The sequence below is a fragment of the Nostoc sp. DedQUE09 genome (assembly GCF_034530915.1).
Lineage (GTDB): Bacteria > Cyanobacteriota > Cyanobacteriia > Cyanobacteriales > Nostocaceae > Nostoc.
Map to the genome: position 1 here is coordinate 12,440 of NZ_JAVRCE010000059.1, position 24,113 is coordinate 36,552.

The 24,113-nt window shown below is 46.4% G+C and carries 23 protein-coding genes; 6 read left to right on the top strand and 17 right to left on the bottom strand.

What is annotated here, in order from left to right:
• Positions 1-67: 67 nt before the first annotated feature.
• The 16 genes from RMY27_RS27590 to RMY27_RS27665 form a co-directional block, all read right to left on the bottom strand.
• Complete coding sequence (locus RMY27_RS27590) at positions 68-1,762, bottom strand: GMC family oxidoreductase (RefSeq protein ID WP_322668046.1); 1,695 nt, start codon at positions 1,760-1,762, stop codon at positions 68-70.
• Positions 1,763-1,844: 82 nt separating this feature from the next.
• The gene (locus RMY27_RS27595) at positions 1,845-2,924 is read right to left on the bottom strand and encodes a nitronate monooxygenase family protein (protein ID WP_322668047.1); all 1,080 of its coding nucleotides are present in this window, start codon (positions 2,922-2,924) and stop codon (positions 1,845-1,847) included.
• A 136-nt stretch (positions 2,925-3,060) separates the two neighbouring features.
• Positions 3,061-3,411 (bottom strand): NIPSNAP family protein, encoded by a 351-nt coding sequence (locus RMY27_RS27600; protein ID WP_322668048.1) that lies wholly within the window; start codon positions 3,409-3,411, stop codon positions 3,061-3,063.
• Between the two features lie 86 nt (positions 3,412-3,497).
• Complete coding sequence (locus RMY27_RS27605; RefSeq protein ID WP_322668049.1) at positions 3,498-4,208, bottom strand: SDR family oxidoreductase; 711 nt, start codon at positions 4,206-4,208, stop codon at positions 3,498-3,500.
• Positions 4,209-4,267: 59 nt separating this feature from the next.
• The gene (locus tag RMY27_RS27610; protein ID WP_322668050.1) at positions 4,268-5,122 is read right to left on the bottom strand and encodes an oxidoreductase; all 855 of its coding nucleotides are present in this window, start codon (positions 5,120-5,122) and stop codon (positions 4,268-4,270) included.
• A gap of 129 nt (positions 5,123-5,251) precedes the next feature.
• Positions 5,252-5,395 (bottom strand): hypothetical protein, encoded by a 144-nt coding sequence (locus RMY27_RS27615; protein WP_322668051.1) that lies wholly within the window; start codon positions 5,393-5,395, stop codon positions 5,252-5,254.
• 73 nt (positions 5,396-5,468) lie between these two features.
• Positions 5,469-5,891: a cupin domain-containing protein gene (locus RMY27_RS27620; RefSeq protein ID WP_322668052.1), complete on the bottom strand. Its 423-nt coding sequence runs from the start codon at positions 5,889-5,891 to the stop codon at positions 5,469-5,471.
• Positions 5,892-6,116: 225 nt separating this feature from the next.
• Positions 6,117-6,866 carry an SDR family oxidoreductase gene (locus RMY27_RS27625; RefSeq protein ID WP_322668053.1) on the bottom strand — a complete coding sequence of 250 codons (750 nt, stop codon included), beginning with the start codon at positions 6,864-6,866 and terminating at the stop codon, positions 6,117-6,119.
• Positions 6,867-7,310: 444 nt separating this feature from the next.
• Positions 7,311-7,829, bottom strand: a complete 519-nt coding sequence (locus RMY27_RS27630; RefSeq protein WP_322668054.1) for a DUF2721 domain-containing protein — start codon at positions 7,827-7,829, stop codon at positions 7,311-7,313.
• A gap of 38 nt (positions 7,830-7,867) precedes the next feature.
• Positions 7,868-8,152: a hypothetical protein gene (locus RMY27_RS27635; RefSeq protein ID WP_322668055.1), complete on the bottom strand. Its 285-nt coding sequence runs from the start codon at positions 8,150-8,152 to the stop codon at positions 7,868-7,870.
• A 105-nt stretch (positions 8,153-8,257) separates the two neighbouring features.
• Entirely contained in the window at positions 8,258-9,196 is a 939-nt protein-coding gene (locus RMY27_RS27640) for an NAD(P)-dependent oxidoreductase (protein WP_322668056.1), read from the bottom strand.
• Positions 9,197-9,364: 168 nt separating this feature from the next.
• Positions 9,365-9,832, bottom strand: coding sequence for a VOC family protein (locus RMY27_RS27645; protein ID WP_190913449.1), 468 nt, complete (start codon positions 9,830-9,832; stop codon positions 9,365-9,367).
• Between the two features lie 139 nt (positions 9,833-9,971).
• Positions 9,972-10,529 (bottom strand): DsbA family protein, encoded by a 558-nt coding sequence (locus RMY27_RS27650; protein WP_322668057.1) that lies wholly within the window; start codon positions 10,527-10,529, stop codon positions 9,972-9,974.
• A 205-nt stretch (positions 10,530-10,734) separates the two neighbouring features.
• The gene (locus RMY27_RS27655; protein WP_322668058.1) at positions 10,735-11,364 is read right to left on the bottom strand and encodes a response regulator transcription factor; all 630 of its coding nucleotides are present in this window, start codon (positions 11,362-11,364) and stop codon (positions 10,735-10,737) included.
• The gene (locus RMY27_RS27660; protein ID WP_322668059.1) at positions 11,361-17,357 is read right to left on the bottom strand and encodes an AAA family ATPase; all 5,997 of its coding nucleotides are present in this window, start codon (positions 17,355-17,357) and stop codon (positions 11,361-11,363) included. Before RMY27_RS27660 ends, RMY27_RS27655 begins: the two co-directional genes overlap by 4 nt.
• A gap of 38 nt (positions 17,358-17,395) precedes the next feature.
• Positions 17,396-17,566, bottom strand: a complete 171-nt coding sequence (locus RMY27_RS27665) for a hypothetical protein (RefSeq protein WP_322668060.1) — start codon at positions 17,564-17,566, stop codon at positions 17,396-17,398.
• Positions 17,567-17,974: 408 nt separating this feature from the next.
• On the opposite strand from RMY27_RS27665, the gene RMY27_RS27670 reads away from it, so the two are divergent.
• Positions 17,975-18,877: a phytanoyl-CoA dioxygenase family protein gene (locus RMY27_RS27670; RefSeq protein WP_322668061.1), complete on the top strand. Its 903-nt coding sequence runs from the start codon at positions 17,975-17,977 to the stop codon at positions 18,875-18,877.
• A gap of 720 nt (positions 18,878-19,597) precedes the next feature.
• Complete coding sequence (locus tag RMY27_RS27675) at positions 19,598-20,062, top strand: cupin domain-containing protein (RefSeq protein ID WP_099102428.1); 465 nt, start codon at positions 19,598-19,600, stop codon at positions 20,060-20,062.
• On the opposite strand, the gene RMY27_RS27680 is transcribed toward RMY27_RS27675, so the two are convergent.
• Positions 20,059-20,208 carry a hypothetical protein gene (locus RMY27_RS27680; RefSeq protein ID WP_322668062.1) on the bottom strand — a complete coding sequence of 50 codons (150 nt, stop codon included), beginning with the start codon at positions 20,206-20,208 and terminating at the stop codon, positions 20,059-20,061. The two genes, RMY27_RS27675 and RMY27_RS27680, sit on opposite strands and share 4 nt — an antisense overlap.
• Positions 20,209-20,368: 160 nt before the next feature.
• Between RMY27_RS27680 and RMY27_RS27685 the strand changes: the two genes are divergently transcribed.
• The 4 genes from RMY27_RS27685 (at position 20,369) to RMY27_RS27700 (ending at position 24,098) form a co-directional block, all read left to right on the top strand.
• The gene (locus tag RMY27_RS27685) at positions 20,369-20,557 is read left to right on the top strand and encodes a hypothetical protein (RefSeq protein WP_322668063.1); all 189 of its coding nucleotides are present in this window, start codon (positions 20,369-20,371) and stop codon (positions 20,555-20,557) included.
• A 350-nt stretch (positions 20,558-20,907) separates the two neighbouring features.
• The gene (locus RMY27_RS27690) at positions 20,908-21,081 is read left to right on the top strand and encodes a hypothetical protein (protein ID WP_322668064.1); all 174 of its coding nucleotides are present in this window, start codon (positions 20,908-20,910) and stop codon (positions 21,079-21,081) included.
• A gap of 285 nt (positions 21,082-21,366) precedes the next feature.
• On the top strand, positions 21,367-22,320 hold the full coding sequence (locus tag RMY27_RS27695) for a D-2-hydroxyacid dehydrogenase (protein WP_322668065.1): 954 nt from the start codon (positions 21,367-21,369) through the stop codon (positions 22,318-22,320).
• Positions 22,321-22,340: 20 nt separating this feature from the next.
• On the top strand, positions 22,341-24,098 hold the full coding sequence (locus RMY27_RS27700) for a peptide ABC transporter substrate-binding protein (RefSeq protein WP_322668066.1): 1,758 nt from the start codon (positions 22,341-22,343) through the stop codon (positions 24,096-24,098).
• Positions 24,099-24,113: the final 15 nt, after the last annotated feature.

Sequence of the window (24,113 nt, forward strand, 5' to 3'; positions counted from 1 at the left end):
ACCACTCAAGTTCTCCCAGTTAACACGCGACTTAGATGTGCGTCTGCCAATGAAAAGCGCGGTGATTTTATGGCGCGGCTGAGACTGTTTTTACACTGGTTTGCAGTTGGTGTTCTAGCTGTAAAATTTCCGCTGCCCGCTCCCCAACGATCACGCAGGGAGCCATCGTGTTGCCGGTCGTTACTCGCGGTAAAATCGATCCATCCGCAATCCGGAGATTGTCGATTCCATACACTTTCAGGTTGCTATCCACCACCGACAGGTCATCTCGACCCATCTTCGCGGTGCAGGTTTCGTGCCAGAAACTTGTCGCCGCATCTCGAACAAAGCGTTCGAGTTCGGCCCCTTTCAAATTACCTGGCATGACTTCGCGCTTAACAAACGGACGAAGCGGAGCGGAGTTACCGACTTCGCGGCAGAGTTCTACGCAGGCGATCGCGGTTTTGAGATCGTCCGGGTCAGACAGGGTGTTTGCATCAATTAGAATCGGGTCGGATGGATTGGCTCCCGTCAGGCGCAGACGGCCTCGGCTTTTGGGGTGCGCGATCGCCCCAAATAACGTCCAGCCTGCATCAGGTAGCCCAAACCGGATGGCATTCTCAGCAGTGGTTTTTGGCACCTCGGCCTGACAGACAAATAGATCTGGACTATCAAGCCCGGACTGGTGGCCCGTGAAAAAGATTGCCTCGGACAAGTTGTTTCTGGGTTGGAGAGCAGTTTCATATTCCCAGACACAATCAAATGCAACGTGGTCTTGAAAATTTTGCCCCACACCGGGAAGATGCTGCACGACAGGAATTCCAAATCGTCGCAACTCGGTCTCATCGCCAATACCGGATTGCATCAGCACTTTCGGCGTATGGATTGCACCGAGTGACAGCACGACTTCGACTGCCGCACCAATGCGATAGATCGCGTCACCATAAGAAATCTCCACGCCAGTGACCCGCTTGCCCTGAAACGTTAGCCGTGTGACCAGTGCATGACTGAGAACCGTCAGGTTTGGCCGATCCATATAAGGGTAGACGTAGGAGCGGAATATCGATTCGCGTTTGCCATTGCGGACTCGCACATCGCTGATAGAAGCACCCTTCGCCGCTTCCATCATGCGTCCGTTCGGATTTTCAAAAGTAGGAATACCCACCACCTGCGCTGCTTCGACCGTTGCGGGTGCGATCGGGTTTGGCTCCGGCGCGGGCTGGACAAATACCGGTCCTCCCGTTCCGCGATACATTGGGTCTGGTACGCCATGCCAATCTTCCAAGCGGCGATAAATCTTCAAGACGGATTCATAACTCCATGCCGGATCGTTGGCAACGGATGCGAAGAAATCCCAATCATGCTTGTGTCCGCGTGCCCAAACCATGACGTTGATGCTCGATCCACCGCCGAGTGTCTTGCCCATTGAGAACGGAATCGAACGACCGTTCACATATTGATTCGGCTGTCCCTGGAAGCTCCAATCGCGATCGCTTCCAAGGTTCATCGGCCATTGATTCGCTTCTATGACATTTGGCACATTATCGGTGCCTCCAGCTTCAAGCAACAGAACGCTGACATCGGGATTCTCTGCCAGTCTGCGAGCAACCACCGAGCCAGAAGATCCAGATCCGCAAACAATAAAATCGTACTGGTGCCTTAACTGGGAAGTGAGCTGGTGCTGGTTGCTGCGGACACGTTCGGCGAAAATATCCGGGCTATCAGTTCCACCTTGATAGTTTTCACGTTCATTCTCGAACTTGTTCTCAAAATTCGTTTTCATTACGCCTACCTCGCTTTCAAACGTAATTGGCGGTTATTACAAGCAGTTATTTAGAGAGGCTTTGGTCTGAACTCTTAACTTTTTACTTAAGTTGTAAAGAAGCAGTTACGGCAAGAAATTCTTGTATCATTTTTTCGATCAGCTCACCTGCCGGGAGAGCTTCGGCTAATGCTGCTCCCTGCCCTGCCCACATACTGACAAAATCTGGACTTGATTGTTGAGCAGAAGTTTGATACAAAACCCGTCCTATAGCCATCTGAGCCGGGAATGGTAGCACCTTATCCCTGTTATTTTCCATTTCACGGATAAATCGATTTCGGATGGCTCTGGCGGGTTTGCCGGAAAACACTTCAGTAATAACTGTGTCTTCGTCTTTAGACTTGAGTACTGCCTGCCTATAGACTTCTGGGATATTGTTCTCAGGGCAGGCGAGAAAGGCGGTTCCCATCTGTACCCCGCTTGCGCCAAGTGCGAATGCCGCAACGATTCCACGAGCATCCATGATTCCGCCTGCCGCAACGACCGGAACCGATACCGCATCAGCTATTTGCGGTACTAACGCTGCTGTTCCAATCAATCCGTGTTCATAAGGTACCGCAAAGGTGCCGCGATGACCTCCAGCTTCAAAGCCCTGGGCGATGATGACATCGACTCCTGCAACGACTAGCGCTTTGGCTTCACGGACGATCGTGGCAGTTGCTAATACAATTGAGCCGATCGCATGTATCTCACGAATTGCCTCAATTGGCGCAGGCCCAAAGTGGAAACTAAAAACAGGTATTTTCTCCTCAAGCAGGACAGTAAGTTGATCTACAAATGGGCCTAGTATCGGTATTGGTTCGGGTACAGGTCCGGCATCAAGTTCGTTGTGCCATTTTGTTAATAGTTCAGATATCGGTGTTTGCTGCTCAGGTGTAAGTTGATACGCTTCAACGGCTGGGGCAAACAAGTTAACTCCAAATGGTTGGTCTGTCAGCTCTCGAATTTGCCTGATAATGGAGCGAAGTTTGGCTGGTGGGGTGGCCGCCCCACCATACGAGCCAAGACCTCCTGCATTAGAAACAGCCGCAACCAACTCAGGTGTGGAAGCGCCAACCATCGGAGCCTGAATGATTGGATGCCTGATCTTGAGTAAATCTATCAGTTCTGTTTTAGGCCACATAAGTATCGTCCCACGCCTGCTAATAGAAACAAGATATATATCTTTGAGTTATTGTCTGCATGATTCAGTTGTGACGGTGGAGGGAAGTCTGCCTACCAGATGCAACTGATTCAAGTTCCGTCACTCCCCCCACTGCTCACTTCACCGAGGAAAAGGCAGTCGGTGCCAGCAACTCGCTGCTGATGTTCTGCACAAGTTGACCGTCCTTCTCGGTTTCGGCCTTGATCACGATCCATTCGGGGTCGGTGAGGAATGCACTCCAGCGCTCCTCGCGCTCAGCCATGCTGTTCCAGGCAAGCAGGTAGGTGAGCCGATTATTCTCGCTCGCGCCGATTAGCGTTGTCCAGAATCCTGCCTGGCGGATGCCATGCTTTTCCCAAATCTGTAACGTGTGGTTCTCGAAGCGCGAAAGCAGCGCTGGTAGTCGTCCGGGCATGGCATCATAAATACGTAATTCGTAGATCGTGCCTTTTTCGAGTGGGGTCATGGTATGCGCTCCTTGGTCAGCAGGTTAGACGATCGCGCAATTTTGCTTGAGAGCGTCAGAGTCATTTTTCTAATCGCAAGGCGATATCAGTGTCCCGCACTCTGACCACCATCGACGTGAAGGATTTCGCCCGTCACAAAGTTGGCTGATTCGAGGTAGAGGATGGCATCGACGATGTCAGAGATTTCGCCCATACGATCAATTGGGTGCATGGCAGCGAGCTGTGCATGGGTCTCGGCAGGGTGCATTGGCGTTTTGATGTTACCCAGCGCGATCGCATTCACCCGGATACCGCGCTTGGCATACTCGATCGCCAGCGATCGGGTCGCGGCATTCAGTCCGCCTTTTGTGAGTGATGCAAGTACAGATGGTACGCCAGCGATCGGGTTGTCAACTAGGCTCGTCGATATCTGCACAACATGACCGCTACTCTGCTTCTCCATTTCTGCGATCGCAAGTTGCGTCATGTGAAAAAAGCCAGTGACGTTTGTACCCAGGTAAGCCGCGTAGTCAGCCTCGGTGTATTGGGTAAATGGCTTGGAGATGAAGATGCCAGCGTTGTTGATGAGTGTGTCGATGCGCCCGAAGTGGGACACACCTTTGGAGACCACAAGCTCAGCGGTTTTTCGATCCGCGATGTCACCTGGCACTGTGAGAATTGCATGATCATTCGATGGCTCAATTGAGCGCGAGGTTGCGACCACCCGATAGTTGCGATCGCGGTATGCCTTGACGAGGGCTGCGCCGATGCCCTGCGATGCGCCGGTAATAATGGCGACTTTCTGTTCGGTACCCATGATAAAATTCCTTTAGAAATACTGTGTGAATGTATGAATATTACAAGTCAGGCAATGGTCTAAGCTGCGCTGCGCTGGTCATGGTCGGTACTGGTCGCGACGGGCAACCATGCTTCGATGTCCTGTGCCATTTTTGCGGTGCTGCTTCGGTACATCGCGATCGTGTCATTGCCGACGGGCAAATGCAGTGGCGGATGGTCTGTATTAGCGAGTTGAAGCATTACTTGAGCAAACTTTTTCGGATCACCGGGCTGGTTTCTGTGGAGCGCATCGGCTCCGCTCCGCATCTGTCCTACTGTTTCCTGGTAATCGGCGATGATGGCTTTAGCGGCAACATAGGATTCTGTACTGAGGAAGTCGGTACTAAAAAGACCGGGAGCCACTACCGTGACCTGGATGCCGAGCGGTGCCAGTTCAACCGCTAGCCCTTTTGAAAGACCTTCGACTGCAAATTTAGTAGACCCATACAATCCCCAGCCTGGAATTGCATCGTAGCCAAACAAAGACGAGATATTGATGATGTGTCCAGATTTTTGCTGCCGTAGGTAGGGCAACACGGCACGCGTGACGTTGAGTAAACCAAATACGTTGGTGTCATACTGTTTGCGAACTTCGGCATCCGTGATTTCTTCGATCGCACCGACCATGCCAAACCCGGCATTATTGACTAAGACATCAACCCGACCGAAACGGGCAATGCCTTGCTTGACAGCCGTTTGTACCTGGTCTTCCTGGGTGACATCCATCTGTACCACGTACAGATTCGCGTGATTGTCCAGGGTAGCGGTGAGTTGTGCGGGCTCTTGGCGAACCGTTGCCACTACTTGGTCGCCTGCTGCTAGGGCTGCTCTGGCAATTTCTAACCCAAAGCCTCTGGAGGCTCCGGTAATTAACCATACTTTCTGCGTTTTCATTTTGTTCTCCTTTAGATTGGTGAAGCTTGCTGCCCACCTCGATTAACTTCATTGTTCTGCGATCGCTCAATTTACACCACTCAAGTTAGTTGAGTTAAAACGCGACTTAATCATTCGGGTTGGCGGAAACTACCAGGAACTGAGCCGGAAGTCGTTAGACCTGATATGCTTTAGGTGAGCTGCGTGATGAAGTAATTCTGGATTGTCCTGCTCACGCACATAAAGTTGAGTAATATCATCGGCAACGGTGATGTTGTTATCATCCCTATTCACTAGCTCTAGAGTGTCTCCGGCTCCAACTTCGGTAGTGTCGATACATAAAAATCCTTGTGTGCAATTTTGCGTCTTACTCGTTGTCCAGTGTGGTCAGGCTCTCTTCATTTGTATCGACGACAAAGACGGCTAGCATACGCATGGGTTGAGTATCACTGGCATTTGCGCTGACACGATGATGATCGCCAGGTACTTCAAAAAAGTTCTCACCAGCGTGATACACCTGCTCCGGATTATCATTGATTTTGCTACGAATCGCACCTTCCAGCACTGTTGCATAGATAAAAGCCGAGGCTGCATGGGTATGTGCGGGTGTTGAGCCACTTGGCGCATATTCAACCAGCAAGCCTTTGATACTCTTTCCAGGCACATTAGGAAGGGCGCGATCAAAGACCAGCGTTACCTTAGACGTATCAGCAGATAAATCATTGGCTGAAGCTGCGAATACGGGGAGAGTTGCGAATATGGAGAGCGCTATGAATATGGAGAGAGTCATGAATGCAACTCGCGAGAAAAATCTAGTAAACACTTCCGTTCTCCTTGCGTGAATACAAACTGGTAGATATAAATCCGCCTGATTTGACCTCATACTGAATCAAGCAGATCGCGGATTAAACAGGTGTCTGTTGAGTTGAGCTTTGCAAATCTCAGTAGTTACGGGATGTTGAACTTTGTGTCCTCAACTCAACCGATGTCAGCATTAAATTCTCATTGCTGATCTTTAAGCGATCGAGCGGTTGAGCCAGTCCTCAAAACGGGTCGAGCCGATGAGCGAGTTGCCCTGCGGAACGAGCTGATCGTTCAACGCTGCACCAAAGTAACGGGCGTGGCTGTCTACAACTACCTGACGTGAGTCGTGAGTTGCACTCAGGAATTGGCGAATGATTTCCTCAAAATGAAACCGATCTGGACCCGCTAAATCGATAATGCCATTCACTGGCGCTTCCAATGTGATATCGACCAGCGCGGCAACAACGTCATCTGACCCGATGGGCTGGATAAAGGCAGGGGGCGAGTGAACTGTTTGCCCATCCGTGGGGAATTGAGCGATGATCGTCTCGATGAACTCAAAGAACTGCGTAGCGCGAACGATTGTATAGGGTATTGCTGCGGACTGGATCAACTTTTCCTGAGCGACTTTCGCACGCATATAGCCGCTATCAGGGATGCGATCGCTACCGACGATTGAGACTGCAACGTGATGAGCCACACCTGCGTCTGCTTCCGCCGCCAGGAGGTTTCGGGATGACTTCTCGAAGAACTCCAACACCGCCGCATCTTCAAAGGAGGGTGAATTCGTCACATCGACAACAACTTGAGCGCCCACTAACACCTCAGCCAGTCCTTCACCTGTAACAGCATTGACACCTGAAGAAGGGGACGCTGCTACCGTCTCATGTCCGCGCTCACGTAGCCTGCTGACAAGCTTCTTACCGATCAGTCCATTGCCACCAATGACAACAATTTTCATGACAAAACCTCTGATAATTTAAAGAACAGGGTTGTTGAGTTTTGAGCCATCCGCAGTGAGTTGTGAAAACACGAGAACTTACCCTCGATTGAATGCGTAGGTCTTTGCGAATATTTTGCTTCTAGTAGTTCGCTTTCGTGACTTGGCGGGGTAAAGAAGAAGGGGGAAGGGGGAAGGGGTAAAGGGTTTAAATCCCTTACCCTTTTCCCTTTCCCCAGTCCTCACTTAGCATTTTTGGGTTGGCAGACTACTAGCTCAATTTCCTACTGGCGAATGGCACTAAGTTAAGCTGAAGGGTATGCAGTGTAAGGATTGCAGAGGGGCAGAGGAGCAGGGGCGCAGAGGGGAATTTCTAAGTATCCGTGCGTATGCCTAAAACTTCTTCTTTCTCCCCTGCTCCTTTGCTCCTCTGCACCCCTGCTGCCTCAACGATTTTCTCTTTTCTTAGTGCCATTCTCCTACTGGCTTAGTGTGTTGGTGGCGGCACAGGCGACAAATACGATGCACCTCTAATTGAATGGAATAGTGAGATGTGCGAAGCTCGTAAGCAATCAAAACTATTCCTCCAAATAGAACGGCAACTCCGCCGAGAAAGACTATCAGTGCCATCTGTGATAGCCAATTGGCATTAATGGCGACTGCTATGGCAATGACCAGCATATCCAGCATAAAGACTAGGATGGAAGTATAAGTAAGAACAAGAGCATCATGCACGAAATGATGGTGCCTCAGCAGATCCCTCAGCAGGGATTCAAGTTCTTGTACCCTCTGAGCTTTGTTTTGATTGTCAGCCAGATCGGACTCCTGGAAGTCGCTCAGTTCGTGGTTGACGGTACGTAGGCGATCGCCGAGGGAACCGTACCGCACAATCAAGCCATTTACCACGATGGCACAAGCTGTGATCATGACGACAGGCGCAATGATCAGGTCAATTGTCTTTGTCACTTCCTCAATTGACGACATAATGCCATGCTCCCTTAGATAAGGCGTTAACCATATCTCTATTTGATTTCGGCGGGGTCGAATTCGGTGACTCGTCCCGGACGGGCAGCCAGAAATACATCGTAGGAAGTGCAATAGGCAATCGTGACATCATCAGCCTTGTTGTAAAGATGAACCACCGTGTTCGCTCCTCCAGGTTGAAGGGCAATGGGTTCCAGGTCGCCAAAAAAGAGACGGCGAATCGTATCACCACTGCCCAATTCATCCCTTAATTTCCGTAACAGAGCTAGTTTCCCTTCCAGGGTTGGAGGGGTTGGATCAGCAGGATGCTTTACTTGAGTCATAATTTTTCTCCAATGTTGCTAAAATTACTGGTGAAACTTTTTCATACTCAGACGCAGTCAAGTTGCGATGAAACCATGCTGCTCAGGCAGGTGGCAGGTTTCCTTTTAACCAAGAGCCACGGTGGTGTCAACCACCCATTCCAACGATCGCGGCTGAAAATTCAGTTCGCGTTTTGCCTTGGCATTTGATGCGCCTCGCATCTGAGTTTGGTAGTAAACAATATCCGCACCACCCTCCTGTTTGAGAGCATCTTCAACGGATACTCGCGGTGGTGGGGGAGCATTCAGCGATCGCGCAAACGCAGGGAGCCAGTCGCGCACTGCTAAAGGCTGATCATCGACAATCAGATAAACCCCAGTATTTCCCTGCTCTACTGCTGCAACGGTGGCGATCGCTGCATCCTCAATGTGTATCCACGACCAGACACCATCACCATTGCCCACAATTGGAAACTGTTGCTGCCGCACCTGTTGCCCTACATCACCATCCGGGTTGAACCAGGTGCCGGGCCCGTAAAAGAAACCATAGCGTAAGGCAATTCCTTCGAGATTGGATGTTTCCAATAAACGACGTTCAATCTCAGTCATAACACGAGACTCTGCGGCAACGACGGGGGAAGCATCAAGCACTAGAGGCGTTTCCTCATCTGCCAATCCAGCACCGGGAATTCCCCAGATGGCGATCGACTGTCTCAAGTAACGGCGCACTCCTGCTGCCTGTGCTGCCGCTAGCACATTGGCACCCCCTTCTAACCGAATTCGCGTATTCAGAGGCGCTGCCGCAGTCATAGATTCACGACTGTAAGTCCTGGGTAGGGCGGTGAGTTGTTCAATCACCACCTCCGGTTGAGCGTGGGCGATCGCTGCTTTGACTGAATCTGGGTCGAATACATCTGCGATCGCTGGTTCGATTCCCTGTGCCGCTAATGACTGTGCTCTTTCTTGGGAGCGGGTCAGCGCGACAACGTTGTGTCCTTTGGCAAGTAATTGGTCGAGTAGCGGGCGACCGATCGCTCCTGTTGCCCCGGCAACAAAAACCTTCATCTGTAAATCCTCAAAACTTGTTGGCTAGTACGGCACTACATTGCGTTGATAGCGGAGGGGGTAGAATAATAGTAGCTCCTCTACTCCACTCCTTTACTTCTTCACCCATTTCCTTGTCATAATCTCTATCGTGAACTTCGCTTCTGTCCTTAAGCGATCGATGTTCCATTACCGTCCGGGAAGCCGCACCCTGACCTCTTGGAGTATCCAACCATTGCCGTCAGGATCACTGAACGAGGCATAAGAAGCATAATCGCCACGCTTTGGATCGGGACCTGGTACTCGTCCCTCAGTTCCGGCGTGGTGGAAGATCCCGCCGATGTCGTGGAACACCTCACTCACCTCCACACCCCGCTCAACAAGTTCGGCACGGGCTGCTTCGATGTCATAAACGATGAGATACAAGCCTTGAACTGAGCCTGGCTCGGCTAATGACACTCCTTTCCCAAAGATGATTGATGCTTGCGATCCAGGCGGGGTAAATTGCACGACTCGGAAACCATTCTCGCCAGGAAAGTCAGCATCGAGTCGCCATCCCAACGTTTTGTAAAAGTCTTTGGAGCGATCGACATCGGCAACGGGTATCACCACAACTTCAAGTTTCATGTCTTGACTGGTTACAGAATTGCTACTCATCTTGTTCTCCTTTTGGTTGGTGGATTTGCTGTTCAGATTCGTTACTTTTCATTCTTGGGCGATCGCTCAATTTAGACCACTCAAGTTCTTTGAGTTAAAACGTAATTTAATTGTTCGGCGTTGGAGGAAATCAAAAACGTTAGTGAATTGCCGCCACAATGGCTACTATCAATTGCTCAATAGTCCAACGTTCACGATAACGAATCTCATTAACAAACAAAGCTGGTGCAGCTTCTACCCCACTTCGATATCCACCTTGAATGTCTGCAATGATGTGATCGACATAAACTCCTTTGGATAAGTCTTGCAAAAATCGAGGAATGTCAAGTCCCAGACGATTCGCATATTCCACAAGGTATCCGTTCTCTAACGCTTGTTGATAGATAAAGAGCATCTCATGCATCTGCCAAAACTGACCTTGCATTGCTGCTGCTTCCGCTGCTTCTGCTGCCCGTTGAGCATGAGGATGAATCTGTTTCTGGGGAAAATGACGAAAGATAAAAGACACATCATTCTCCGCGAAAGAATGACTTAACTGCTGTTGAGCGGCTTTAATCAAGCGATAGGCGTTTGCACTTTGAAAACATTCATAATCTCCATACATGATGAGTACAACACTGGCACTTAGCACACCTTGAATGTGATCTTGAATTAAAGGCGGGACAAACAAGGAATGATGCTCGCGATCGTCAGCCATCTTTCAGACCTGTCAAGCAAACTTAAACCCTGCAACTAAATTGCTGTTAGCGTTTGCATGAAATCAATATAGGTAATTGACTCCTACATGTCATCCACTGAAAGTCCATAATTTTGCACAACATAAGGATGGACGAAGTAATCCATCAAAAGCAGTAGCTTGACTCCGACTAAAGTTGGAATCCAAGTCTCGATTAAAGTGAAACCTATAAATTAACAAGCCCACGTTTAACAGCAACAATGACGGCTTGCGTGCGATCGCTAACTCCCAGCTTGCTCAAAATACGAGTCACATGCGATTTAACAGTGCTTTCACCAATATTTAGAGCAGTTCCAATGTCTTGGTTACTCAATCCCTGCGCCATTAAACGGAGCACTTCTAGCTCTCGTTCACTGAGTACTGGGTTGTTCATCCGTTCTACCAATTTTCTTCCCACGGTCGGAGAAACATACTGCTGACCATTATGAACGATGCGGATCGCATTCAAAAGTTCATTTGGTTTTGCATCTTTAAGCAGATAGCCCTGAGCGCCTGCTCGCAATCCTCGATAAATATCTTCATCGCCATCGTATGTGGTTAGCACAATAATTCGAGCTGACTTAAATTCAGCACAAATCGCAGTAATGGCTTCAACCCCTGCCATTCTCGGCATTCGTAAATCCATAAGGGTGACATCAGGCTGATGTTCACGATAACGGTTGATCGCCTGTTGTCCGTCCTCCGCTTGAGCAACCACTGTCATTTCTGGATCATAGTTAATGATGTTTGCCAATCCTTCTGTAATGAGGGAGTGATCGTCAACAATTAGAACCCGAATTTTAGTGGATCGACTCATGGTGATTCTCGCTCCCGATTGACAGTGACAATAATTTCTGTTCCTTGTCCAGGTTGGCTTTGAATCGCTAGATGTGCGCCAATCCGTTCTGCTCGTTCGCTCATTCCCAACAAACCAAAGCCAACAAGTGATGAAAGGCTCCCAACCCCAAAGCCCTGTCCATCATCTTTAATGTGCAGAAGACATTGAGTATCTTCATACACTAGCTCAACCAGAATTTTACTAGCATTTGCGTACTTGATGGCGTTTGTTAAAGCTTCCTGTCCAATCCGTAGTAAGTGATTTTCTACTTCAGTTGGAAGAGAGTAAACTATGCCCTTGCTTTCGTAGATTAAAGTGGTCTTGGTAGTTGACCGCATTTGAGTTACAAGGCAATGTAGCGCACTCTGTAAAGTATTCTCTTCTAACAACTGGGGACGGAGCGCTACCACTGAACGACGAGCTTCAGCAAGTCCAGTTCGAGCTAAGTCATCAATCTTTTCCAGCCTTTCCAGATATATCTGAGCAGATCCCGAATCATCTACCAGCATTTGTGTTACAGATCCTACATGGAGCAAAACGCCTGTAAAAGCCTGTGCTAATGTATCGTGAATTTCTCGTGCCATGCGGTTACGCTCTTCCAGAATTGAAGCTTCCTCAGCACGTTTGCGATCGCTGATATCTGCAATCAAACCATAGTATCCTTTCACTTGACCATTGTCATCGAAATCAGGGATGAGGGAATTACTGATATATTTCTTGCCAAACACACAAGGAATTTCTGCCTCATAGGTTGTGATTTGCCCTGCCAGTGCTTGATTGATGTATGGTTGTACAACTTGATAAGACGCTTCACCCAAGTTTTCGCAAACATGCTTGCCCAGAATCTCACCTGGACTACGGTGAAACCATTCCTCGTAAGTGCGGTTGGCAAACCGATAACGCTGGTTGGCATCTACATAGGTGATACAAACAGGTAGAGCGTCCGTAATCACTCGTAATTCCTGTTCTCGATGGCGTAGTTCTGCTTCGCTTTGCTGTAAAGCTGCTGTCCGTGCTGCAACCTGTTGTTCTAAGGTGCGATTGTAATCAGCAAGTAGTTGTTCAGCTTTCTTGCGTTCGGTAATGTCTTGAAAGGCAACGATTCCATAAACTACATTGCCCTGTTCATCAAAGACAGGAGTGCCCCATACCTCAATTGGAATGGTTGCATTGTTCTGCCGGATATCTACATCATCAATCTTGGTACGTTCGCCGCTCAACGCCCGGATGCCTGGCAGTCTCTCTGTTGGATAGATTTGATTCGTTCCGGTCACATAGAACTGATAAACCTCAGCGATTTGATTAGGTGGTACGGAAGGATCAATCCCTCTACCCATTAACTGGATACCCCGTTGATTGGCGTAATAAGGACGACCTGCCGCATCGACGATGCCAATTCCGACTGGAATCGCTTCTAGAAATTGAGCCATCTGACTTTCGCTAGTGCGTAGCTTTGAATAGAGTTTGGCATTTTCGATCGCAATTGCTGCCTGAGTAGATAGTAGATTTAGAAGTTGCGATCGCTCCGGTGTAAATGCCCCAGTTACTAATCGATTTTCCAGATACAACACACCAACAAGTTTACTTTGATTCAACAGAGGCAAGCAAAGAAGTGATTTCGTTTGGTTCTGCTGAATATATGGCTCATTGATGAAATTACCTTCACAAGTTGCATCATTTAAGATGACAGATTCATGAGTCCGAATCACATAATGAATGATGGATTCGGGTAAGCGATTTACCATTGAAATCGATTGCAGTACTTGTGTAGTACAAAAATTCGCACCCTCAGCCAGTTCACAAGCAGCCTCAATCGCCCATTCTCCTGCGTTTTCCAAAATCAAGCACCCAGTTTGTGCGCCAGCATTCTCAATTAATATCTGCATCAAAGAATTGAGTAACTGATCCAGTTCAATTTCGCTAGAGATGGCCTGGAATGCTCTGATCACTGTTGCTAAGTCAAAAGCAATGTGTGAGGTGTTAGAAGTAGTTCCAGCAGTGGTGTAGATTGGTGTGGAAGACACATTCAGTGACTGAGGAAAAAACTGTGGATAGCGAGTCTCTAAATCTTTGGCTTTTGCGGTTGCTCCCCACCGCTCATAGCAGTAATGGGCTTCCTTCATATAAAGTTGAGCAAATTTTTCTCGACCACGAGCCAAGTAATGTTTAGCAGCTAACTCATAGCCTAAGGCTTCTTCTTGAAGGTACTCGTTTTCTTTAGCACCTTGAATTGCTTGTTCGTAAAACTCCTCTGCTTCAAAAAACTGACCCAAAACTCGTGCTTTCTCTGCCTCAACTAACTGAAATTTATGCAAAAAATTCATGGGGGCGTGGTTTGCCCATTTCTGCATCTTCTCTTGGTTGGCGTTAACGCGATTCAACCAAGCTGCTTTTTCAGAGTTTGAAGCATCCGCAAACAAGCTCAAAAATATGAGGGAGTCATAGAAATGAAATGGAGGTACAGAGACTAATGCTGTGGCTGCGCTTAAATATTGTTCTGACAAAGTAGCCGTTTTTGCAGCTTGCTCATAATCCCCGAACAAATAGCATAAAATCAGCTTATTTAAGTAAAAGTAGTGAAGGCTAGTTCCATCCTTGACCGCGATCGCCTGTGCTAGTGCTTCCTCTTCGTCATAGAGACAACCCACTAAGCTACTTGGATTTTCAGATTGACCCCGCAGGTTAAGGATCGTTTGCTGCAACATTGCCAGCCAAGTGGAAACAGTCTCTCGCCTAATTTGACTGGTGGCTTTACGATAAATCGCTGTTTGTTGTTCCAGTTCTGTCAGTTCTTGTCCTGCAAAAAAGGGGCAATAACATAGGCTAAATGCACAATAACCTGCAAATTCAAACTCTCCACTTTCTATCCCGCTTTGATAAGCATCCGCTAAAGCGGGAAACGTCTCTTTCAGGTGGGCTTTCCAGTGAATGATATGGAAATTCACCATCAGCAATGCTTTGCAGTTACCTCTCTTGTTATTTAATCTTTTCGCTAAATTTAAGGATAGTTTGCCAAATCGATAGCCCAGTTCAAAGTCTTGTACAACTCCACATAGCATCATGCCATAGGCAGCATAACCGAGAAGCGACCAGATAGCGTTTCCATGAGCGATCGATAAATTCACCATCTTGCAGACAATCAGCACCATCAGAGGGGGTGACACATTAAAAGCCGCTCCCACTGTGCTGACTAAAATGTAGATTGCTGCCAGTGGCACAGTTTCAGTCATCTCTGGCAGATCAATCAAATTTTCGATTTCTTGCCCAGCCAATCGTGAACTTGTTTCCTCTAATCCTGCTTGAACGTCTAACTGACTGGGGGTTTCTACTAAACTAATTCCCAAGAGTTGCAGCACTTCCAAACCAGCTTTTAGCGCTTCTTTAGGGTTTCCTCGCGCCAGCCATGCTTGAATTATGCTATCGTAAGCTTTCACTTTATCGAGTACCGTCTTCGCAAGGTTGAGCACTTCTTCTACAAGCCGCTCCATTTCATCAAAGTGACCACTGAGGTATGCTGCCTCTGCTGCCTCTGAATGCAACGCCAAAGTTAGGTCATACTCACGCTGCCAACTTTCCACATCAAGGAGTTTAAGCCCTGTATTGAAATACTTGAATGCTGCTTCATAAGCCATCGCTGCTAGCGCTTTCTGACCTGCTTGCAAATTCAGTTTGGCAATCTCATTCCGTTGGGATTGCTCAGTGATTAACTCGGTTCCATAATTCAGGTGGTCAACAATTTCAAACAACCGCTCTGCTCGTTGCTCCGGCGAAGTCTTTTCGAGTAAATTGCGACCGATTTGCAGATATACCCCAAGTTTTTGCGACTCATCGATTAAGGCGTATGCTGCTTGCTGTACGCGATCATGCAAAAACTTATATTCTTGAACTAATAGGTTTTCGTCTAATTCAGATATAGGTTGAATTAATCCAGCTTGAATGGCTACTAGTAAATCTAGAGAAATTGCTTTAGGAGATTGTTCGCAAACGATCGCTAACGTATTTAAATTAAAATCAGCACCGATACAAGCTGCTAACTGGAGAATTTGCTGTGTGTTTTCTGGTAATTTATTTAACTGGCTCAGTAGCAACTCCACCACATTATCGGTAATATCCTGGGCTTGAATCTCAGCAATGTTCCATTGCCACCCCCCTTTACTTCCCCCCTTACCAAGGGGGGATTGAGGGGGGTCAAATGTCAGCAGATTTTCGCTATGCAGCATTCTCAAAAATTCACCGACAAAGAAAGGATTGCCCTCGGTTTTACGCAGTACTAACTCGGCTAAGGAAAAAACGGTGTCTGCATTCTGATGTAGCGTCTCGGCAATCAACTCACTCAGTGGGCCTAGCGTTAATGGTGTTAGGATAATTTCCTGAAGCACTGCCCCTTGTTTTCGCAGTCTTTCTAGCGTTAACATCAACGGATGAGTTGGATTTACCTCATTATCTCGATAAGCTCCAATTAAAAATAGGAATTGGGTTTGTTCATCAAGCAACATCAGCTCGATTAACTTCAGCGTTGCTGAGTCTATCCATTGCAAATCATCTAAAAAAATCACAAGCGGGTGTGACTCTGAACAAAACACCCGCACAAACTTCTGAAAAATTAGATTGAAGCGATTTTGAGCTTCAGTTGCTCCAACTTCTGATACAGGCGGCTGCTTGCCGATAATTAATTCAACTTCCGGGATGATATCAATGATAATTTGTCCGTTGCTTCCCAAAGCCGTTAGCAAGCGCGATCGCCATTGTTGCACTTGCTCGTCTGGTTCACCGAGCAATTGTTGTACCAATTTTTGCAGGGCATCTGCGATCGCACTGTAGGGAATATTGCGCCCAAATTGGTCAAACTTACCAGAGACAAAATAGCCACGTTTTGCAGTGATGGGCTTGTAGAGTTCTTGTACTAACGCTGATTTGCCAACCCCAGCGTAGCCAGATACCAACATCATCTCGACTTGGAATTGAGAATTTTCTTGATTCTTCACTCTCAATTCTTCATTCCGCGTTTGTGCTACTCTGTCAAACGCTGCCAATAATGCTTCAATCTCTGCTTCGCGTCCATACAATTTTTGAGGAATTTGAAACCGATCCGAAACGTCTTGAAGACCGAGTTGAATGTGGTCAATTTGATCAGTTTGTGCAAACTGGTGAAGACCGATTTCTAAATCTGCTTTAATGCCCCAGGCACTTTGATAACGATCCTCTGCGTTTTTCGCCATCAATTTCAAAACGATATCTGAAACGGCTTTAGGGATCGCTGCATTCAGTTCGTGAGGTGGAACAGGCTGTTTAGCAATATGACAATGGACTAGCTCAAGGATGTCTGTTGTGGGAAACGGCAGATGTCCGGTTAGCAGTTCGTAGAACGTCACACCAAGGGAGTAAAAATCGCTGCGGTAATCGAGCAAACGGTTCATCCGGCCTGTTTGCTCTGGAGATAAATATGCAAGTGTTCCTTCTAATACATGAGGACTTTTAAAAGTCGGATTCGTGCGGTTAAATTGGGTGGCAATCCCAAAGTCAATAATTTTGACAACGCCAGTATCGAGATTGAGGACGATATTTCCAGGGTTGATATCCTTATGAATAACGTTGGCTGCATGGATTCTGCCCAGAATGTCGGTGAGGGCGATTGCCAGACCGAGAAAAGTGGATAAAGGCATGGGGCAGAAGATTTCTGGACGCTTGTGCATCCATTGCTCTAGAGACTCTCCACCAAAATCTTCTAAGATAATCACCAGAGTACGCTGATAATTCTGCTGGCTGTATGCCTTGACAACTCCTTCCAGATTTAGGCAACGAGTAATTTTATATTCCTGTCTGTAGCGGGTCAATTCTTGAGGAGAGGGATAATCAAGCTTTAATATTTTGGCGACGATCGCTACTCCATCGTCTCTGATACCCCGGTAAACTAGAGAATTGGAACTTTCGTATATTTTGTTTTGGATAGCAATACCAGGTAGAGCGATCATAGAGCAACTCTTGAGAGGATAATCTGGCATAACCCAAACTATACAGCAATCCAGCTATCTACATTTTTCATCTTCTGAGGTTCTATTTGGTTTTGTTCATTTTTAGCCAGTTGTCCTTGATCTCCAGGTAAATTCTCCAACCACTCGATAATTTGTTGCCTAAACCAAGTAACCTGAGTTCGGGTTAAACATATGAAGGTAAAAGCCACTCCAATTGAAGGCTGGGTTTCTTAGGTTGATGACAATAAGCGATTAATCTGCACAGAATGTTTCGAGTTTATTCGTTGTGTAGCGTGGATCTCTTTTATGACGGCTGGTATAGGAGTGAAAGTGGTCTCCCCTAGAGTGTAAATTTTGGGTATGTATGGCGACAACAGCAAGCCCTATTTATTAATTTTATTTACAATGTTTTGGTTAAAAACTGGAGCATCTTTTGGATGTCATCGCCGAAAACCCTTTTATTTAGAAATTTATCGCCCAATTACGTACCCTCTAGCCCAAATTATTATTAGTTCTTAAGGTTATTGTGGCAGGGTAGCAGAACTATATTGCTATAATCTCGCCCACGATGACCCTGTTATGACCTTCTTTTAAAACGCTCTCAGAAGGAGATTGGGATGAATACCGCCGCATACGAAGTTGCCCTTGACTACACAAATACTGTCCAAGTCGAAAAAACAGAAGACATCTCCGCGACCGCGCTCGATGAGCAGTACGATACTGCTAGCATAATGGGTGGACTCTACGGCGATGGGATCATTGGGTTAAAAGGAGCGTTTGAACAGACGTGGGCAGATCGCCTCGGTGAGGATATTGAGGTTCTCTTCTCAGAAGCGCTCGCGTGTCCTGGAGGGGCGGTGGGGCGCGGCCCTAACCGATACTACGTAGAGATTCACCCGGAGAGAATCAGGGGGTTTCTCGACCTCGTGACACATCCTTGGGTAGTTGCAGTGTCAACCGCGGTTCTCTCTAAGGACTACAAAATCGTGGAGATTGGGTTCGACGTGCCTTTGGCTGGCTCCATGAATCAGCCGTGGCACCGCGACTTTCCCGCGCCTGAAGCCACTCTGACAGGACGCAGGCTCAACTCCCTCGCCTTCAACTTGACCACCGTGGACGTTGAAGAGGACATGGGTCCGTTCGAGATAGCACCCGGCACCCAGTGGGATCGGCCAATCGGCTTCAAACACGAAATGTTTCCGCCTAAATCTGTCTACGGCCGATATCAGGAGCGCACTGTGAGGAAGATGCCGAAACGTGGAGATATATCTGTTCGGTCAGCGCTGACCATTCATCGAGGTACCGCCAACCACTCCCAAAAATCGCGGCCGGTGCTAGTGCTTGGTGTGGATGCTCCAGATGCTCAGAATGCAAAGCGGCACGATCTCCAGTTCACTCGGTCTTACTACGACACTATCCCTGTAGAACACCGAAAGCACTTCGCCTGCCGGATCGTTGAAGAACTAGAACCTATTGTACAAGCGCATACGATCGAGGGACTGATCATGGGAGAGGCTTAATATGACCTGAGTTCAGTTTAAAACACATCGCTAGCATATTATAAAGATTACTGCGTTCTTCCTGCCAAAACAATGTTCTACTAAGCTGTTTCGCTATATTAGTTAATACCTTTGCTAATTTACGAGAGTGAGTTGATGGTGCTTGAACTATTAACTCTCTTTTCTCTGAGACTTGGTAAAAGCAATAAGTTATAAAAATTCCTTTAAGGTTGACCACTAGGTTTTTTTAACGTATTGACCAATGCATTTGGGTTTAAGATGATAAAACTACTTTTGAAGCGAAACGCTTATGCATGGGTAATTTTACCAATGCAAGCCAGAATTTTTGTTAGCTCTTATTTTGGCAAAGGTATTGAGAAGAGACCTGCCTTAAAAATAGAGGCTGAAACAACGCAAAATCATTCCCAGATTATTTTCATTGTTCCTTGTGAGCGCAGCTTATGGAGTCTCTTGCAAAAGTCCCAGATAAGTGAGACAAGTAGGTTAGAGTTGGGTAGCATTTATGACCTATGACCAAGTAAAGAGCCTAAAACCAGAAGAGTTTAAACGCTTGTGTGGTGTACGCCCAGAGACTTTTAACCAGATGCTAGAGGTAGTGCCATGTCTATGACGGCTGCGCCTACGCATATAAAATACAGGTATTATCTGCTACTGATTGAACAAATGCTTGACTATCGGAATTAGGATTGAGAAATAACCTTTTAAGAAGTAGGAGTATTGATGAGTTTACCAGTTAAAGAAATTGTATTAGCACCAGGACAAGGTAATCATTTAACTACTGGGAATAGTGAAATAACATTTAAGGTAGTTGGTGCCGATACTCATGGTCACTTGGGACTGTTTGAAAACTTAATACAGCCAGGTGGAACTGCTCCAGTGCTGCATATTCATCGACAAATGGAGGAAATGTTTTATGTTTTGTCAGGAGAAGTAGAAATTCAAGTTGGCAATCAGATAGTGCAGGGACAACCAGGAGCATTTGTGCTAGTTCCACGTAATACACCTCATACATTCGCTAACCGAGGAACTGTGCCTGCAAAATTATTAATCATGTTTTGTCCAGCAGGAGAACGCGAAAAATATTTTGAAGGGTTAGCTCTTCTTTTGAAGGATGGGCAAACACCAGACAAGGAAGCTCTTGTAGAATTGATGCGAAAATTTGATCAAGAACCAGTAGAAATTTAATTATCAGGTGTGGACGCAGGGTTTATCCCATACATAATCTGCATTCTAGCTGCGTAAGCCTGATTCCGTTCCTGCTCCTCCTGGCGTTTGGTTTCCCTGTCCTCCCGTTGCCTTTGGCGGTACTGCAACACCTGTTGAGCAAACACGACATCCTCAGTATTGAGCCGATAATATCTAACCCGCTTGCCGTCTTTAACAGGCCGCCGCGATTCGGTAGACAGTCCCAGTTGTGAGAAATACTGCCTAAAATCCAGATTGGGGACTCGTCAGGGGGGATGGTGAGATTCAAGATACCCTTGATGTGCGGTGCATTGCGTTTGGAGAAATCGGCGATCGCTTGCCTCTGGTTATCACTGGTTGGCAATGGAAACCGCAGAACTCCTATCCCGGCTAAAACCTAGCAGTAACTATAATCAACTTGCTCCCGCACTACGAGAAGATAGCAAAAAGAAACTCCAACTCGGATCAAAGTCATTGACATATTGGCAATGGTAAAGAGAACAGCGAGAACAAACACTAAAATCTGAGATTCTTCAAGAAAAGCTTGACTTGCTTTATCTAGCCTTGTAAAGTGTTTCCTAGTTTATAATTTAACATCTATAAACCGATAGACTTATCGTAGTTTATGAAAATAGCTTAACTATGCCAGTTCTTTGAATGTCTGTTTAATAAACAAAATATGCGTGAAAACCATGATTTTGTTTATGAACAGAAAAAATGCATATTTGACTCTAAAACCTGTAGTCTTTTGAGAGTCCTTTTAATTAGGATTAAGCAGCGATCGCAGATGTTTTGAAGAACTGATTGTAACTGGTAGTTCTCATTGAAATTGGAGCAAAGCGACCATGACTGAACCACGATATGGAATTTGGATTCCGGTCTATGGAAACTGGGGACCGCTAAATCAACCCGAAGATCCATTTGATGCCAGTTATGCCAGGGCGCGATCGCTCTTTGCAGTTCTCTCCCTTTGTGCGGGAGTTAGATCGCTTTGCCGCAGAGGTGATACCAAGGGTTAAACGCTTACAACCTGTAGTATAACCTCAGAACGTCGGGGTTTATTCCGCAAAGAGTATACAGGCAAGACCCTGCGCGACCATTTGGGACTGGGCAAAGCTAGCTTAACACCTCCTGTCAGGCAACCTGAACCAGTGGGTATTTGAAAGAGGCAGGAGGCAGGAAGAGCAATTCACTTATGACTGTTGACTGTTAACAAATCGCTGTCTACTCTATCTAACTAATATTATTGCTGGGTAGATGAGTAGTCAGCAGGATATTAAAGTAATTTTATGAAGGATTAAGCCGTGGTCAAACTAATTCTACCTATAGAGCTTGCTGCCGAGATTGAGCCACACTTACCATCGGATACACGATTTGTGCGGGTAGATAGTGATGGTAATTTTGATGGTGATGCTAGTGATGCAGAAGTTTATCTTAATGGGTTCAAATTGAAGCCGACTACTCTACATAAAGTGCTGGCAGCTGCGCCTGGAATACGTTGGCAACAAACTCCTAGCGCGGGTGTGAATCACATCCTCACACCCATTTTTCTCCAACACGATATTATTTTGACTAATGGCGCGGGGGTTCATGCGATTCCGATTTCGGAATTTGTATTGACTTTGATTCTCTATCACGCCAAGCAGTTACGGCAACTGCAAGTTGCTCACGATCAACGCAGTTGGCGAAAAAGCTGGTTAGTACTGCCAGAGTTGGCAAATTCAACTGTGTTAATTCTCGGTACTGGGAATATTGGTCAGGCGATCGCATCTCGTGCTAAAGCATTTGGGGCAAGAGTTTGGGGTGGTCGCCGTCGTCCCGAACCGTTACCCAATTTCGATAAAATCGTTGGTACAGATGAATGGCACGCATTATTGCCAGAAGTTGACTATATAATTGTTGCGACACCTTTGACACCAGAAACTAAAGGCTTAATTGATGAAAAAGTACTGCGATCGCTACCCAGTCATGCCTATTTAATTAATGTTGGTCGCGGTGCGGTTGTAGATGAATCAGCATTAACTAAAGCTCTGACTGAAGGCTGGATTGCAGGTGCAGGATTAGACACAGTTTCTATTGAACCCCTACCGCCAGAAAGTGCTTTGTGGTCTTTACCTAACCTGTTGATCACACCCCACACTTCCGCAATTTCCCCAGCATTAAAAGGGCGCATCGCCGCCTTGTTTCTCCATAATCTAGAGCGCTACCGAGCTGGTCAGCCCTTACAGAATGTAGTCAATAAGCAAGCAGGATATTAAACCGCTAGAGACAATCCAACATGACCATATTTAATAAATTCAGTAGGAGTCAAATTTTTGCTCAGTCGTTACTTAGTATTTTGTTACTAACTGCTTGTTCTTCTCCAAATTCTCAATCTCTAACCGCCTCTACTCCAACAGCCGCAAGTAATGCTAGTGCTGCTAGTAATACCTTAAAGCTTCTCTATTGGCAAGCACCAACTATTCTTAATCCCCATCTAGCTCAAGGTAACAAAGACTTTGAAGCCAGCCGAATTACTTACGAACCCTTGGCCAGCTTTGATAAAGATGGGCAACTAATCCCCTTTCTCGCAGCAGAAATTCCCTCCTTAGAGAACGGTGGAGTAGCAAAAGATGGTAAATCAGTGACTTGGAAACTCAAACAAGGAGTCAAATGGTCTGATGGTAAACCATTTACGGCTGCGGATGTGGTATTTACCTACCAATTTGTTAGTAATCCAGCTGTAGGTGCAACCACTGCTGCTAATTATCAAGCTGTCAAAAGCGTTGAAGCCTTGAACGACTATACCGTTAAAATCAATTTCCAGGAGCCTAACCCAGCTTGGTCATTGCCGTTTATTAGTTCCAATGGGTCAATCATCCCTCGTCATATATTTGAGAAATACAACGGTAGCAACGCCAGAGAAGCACCAGCTAATTTACTTCCTGTAGCAACTGGCCCCTACAAAGTAGTGGACTTCAAGCCTGGTGATACTGTTGTCTATGAAGCTAATTCCTTTTTCCGCGAAGCAAATAAACCTTTTTTTAAGCGAGTAGAACTTAAAGGTGGTGGAGATGCAACTTCAGCTGCTAGAGCAGTATTGCAGACTGGAGATGTAGATTTTGCCTGGAACCTCCAAGTAGAAGCTCCCATCCTGAAACAGCTTGAGGCAGCAGGAAAAGGTAGATTAGATATCGTCTTCGGTTCTTATTTGGAACGGATTACTATTAATCAAACTGACCCTAACAAACAATCAAAAGACGGTGAACGCTCTAGCATAGAGTTTCCCCATCCTTTTTTTAAAGACCTGAAAGTGCGTCAAGCTTTTAATTATGCTATTGACCGTGACACTATTAATCAACAGTTATATGGTCAAACTGGTCGTGCTGTTACAAATATCGTGGTAGCACCAGATATTTATAATTCACCTAATACGAAATCTGAATTTGACTTGAAAAAAGCTGCTGCTTTATTGGATGAAGCTGGATGGAAAGATACCAACGGTAACGGCATTCGGGATAAAAATGGTGTAGAGCTCAAAGTTTTGTTTCAAACTTCAGTCAACCCAGTCCGCCAGAAAACTCAGGAAATCATTAAACAATCACTAACTTCTATTGGCGTGGGGGTAGAACTCAAAAGTATCGATTCAAGTATTTTCTTTTCTAGTGACCCTGCTAACCCAGATACTCTTGCTCACTTTCACGCTGATTTACAAATGTTTAGTGGTGGCAATAGTAACCCAGATCCAGGTACTTATCTGAAAGCGTGGACTTGTAATGAAATTTCCCAGAAGAAAAATAATTGGTCGAAACCGAATACTTCTCGTTACTGTAATCCTGAATACGACAAGCTTTGGTTACAGTCCAATACAGAATTAGACCCACAAAAACGCCGACAATTATTTATTCAGATGAATGACTTGTTAATTAAAGAGCAAGCTGTAATTCCTCTAATTTCTCGCGCTAATGTTAATGGAGTTAGTAACAGAGTTACTGGTATAGATTCAACTCCTTGGGACGATCGCACCTGGAATATTAAAGATTGGCGACTGAAGTAGGGGAGTGAAGAAACT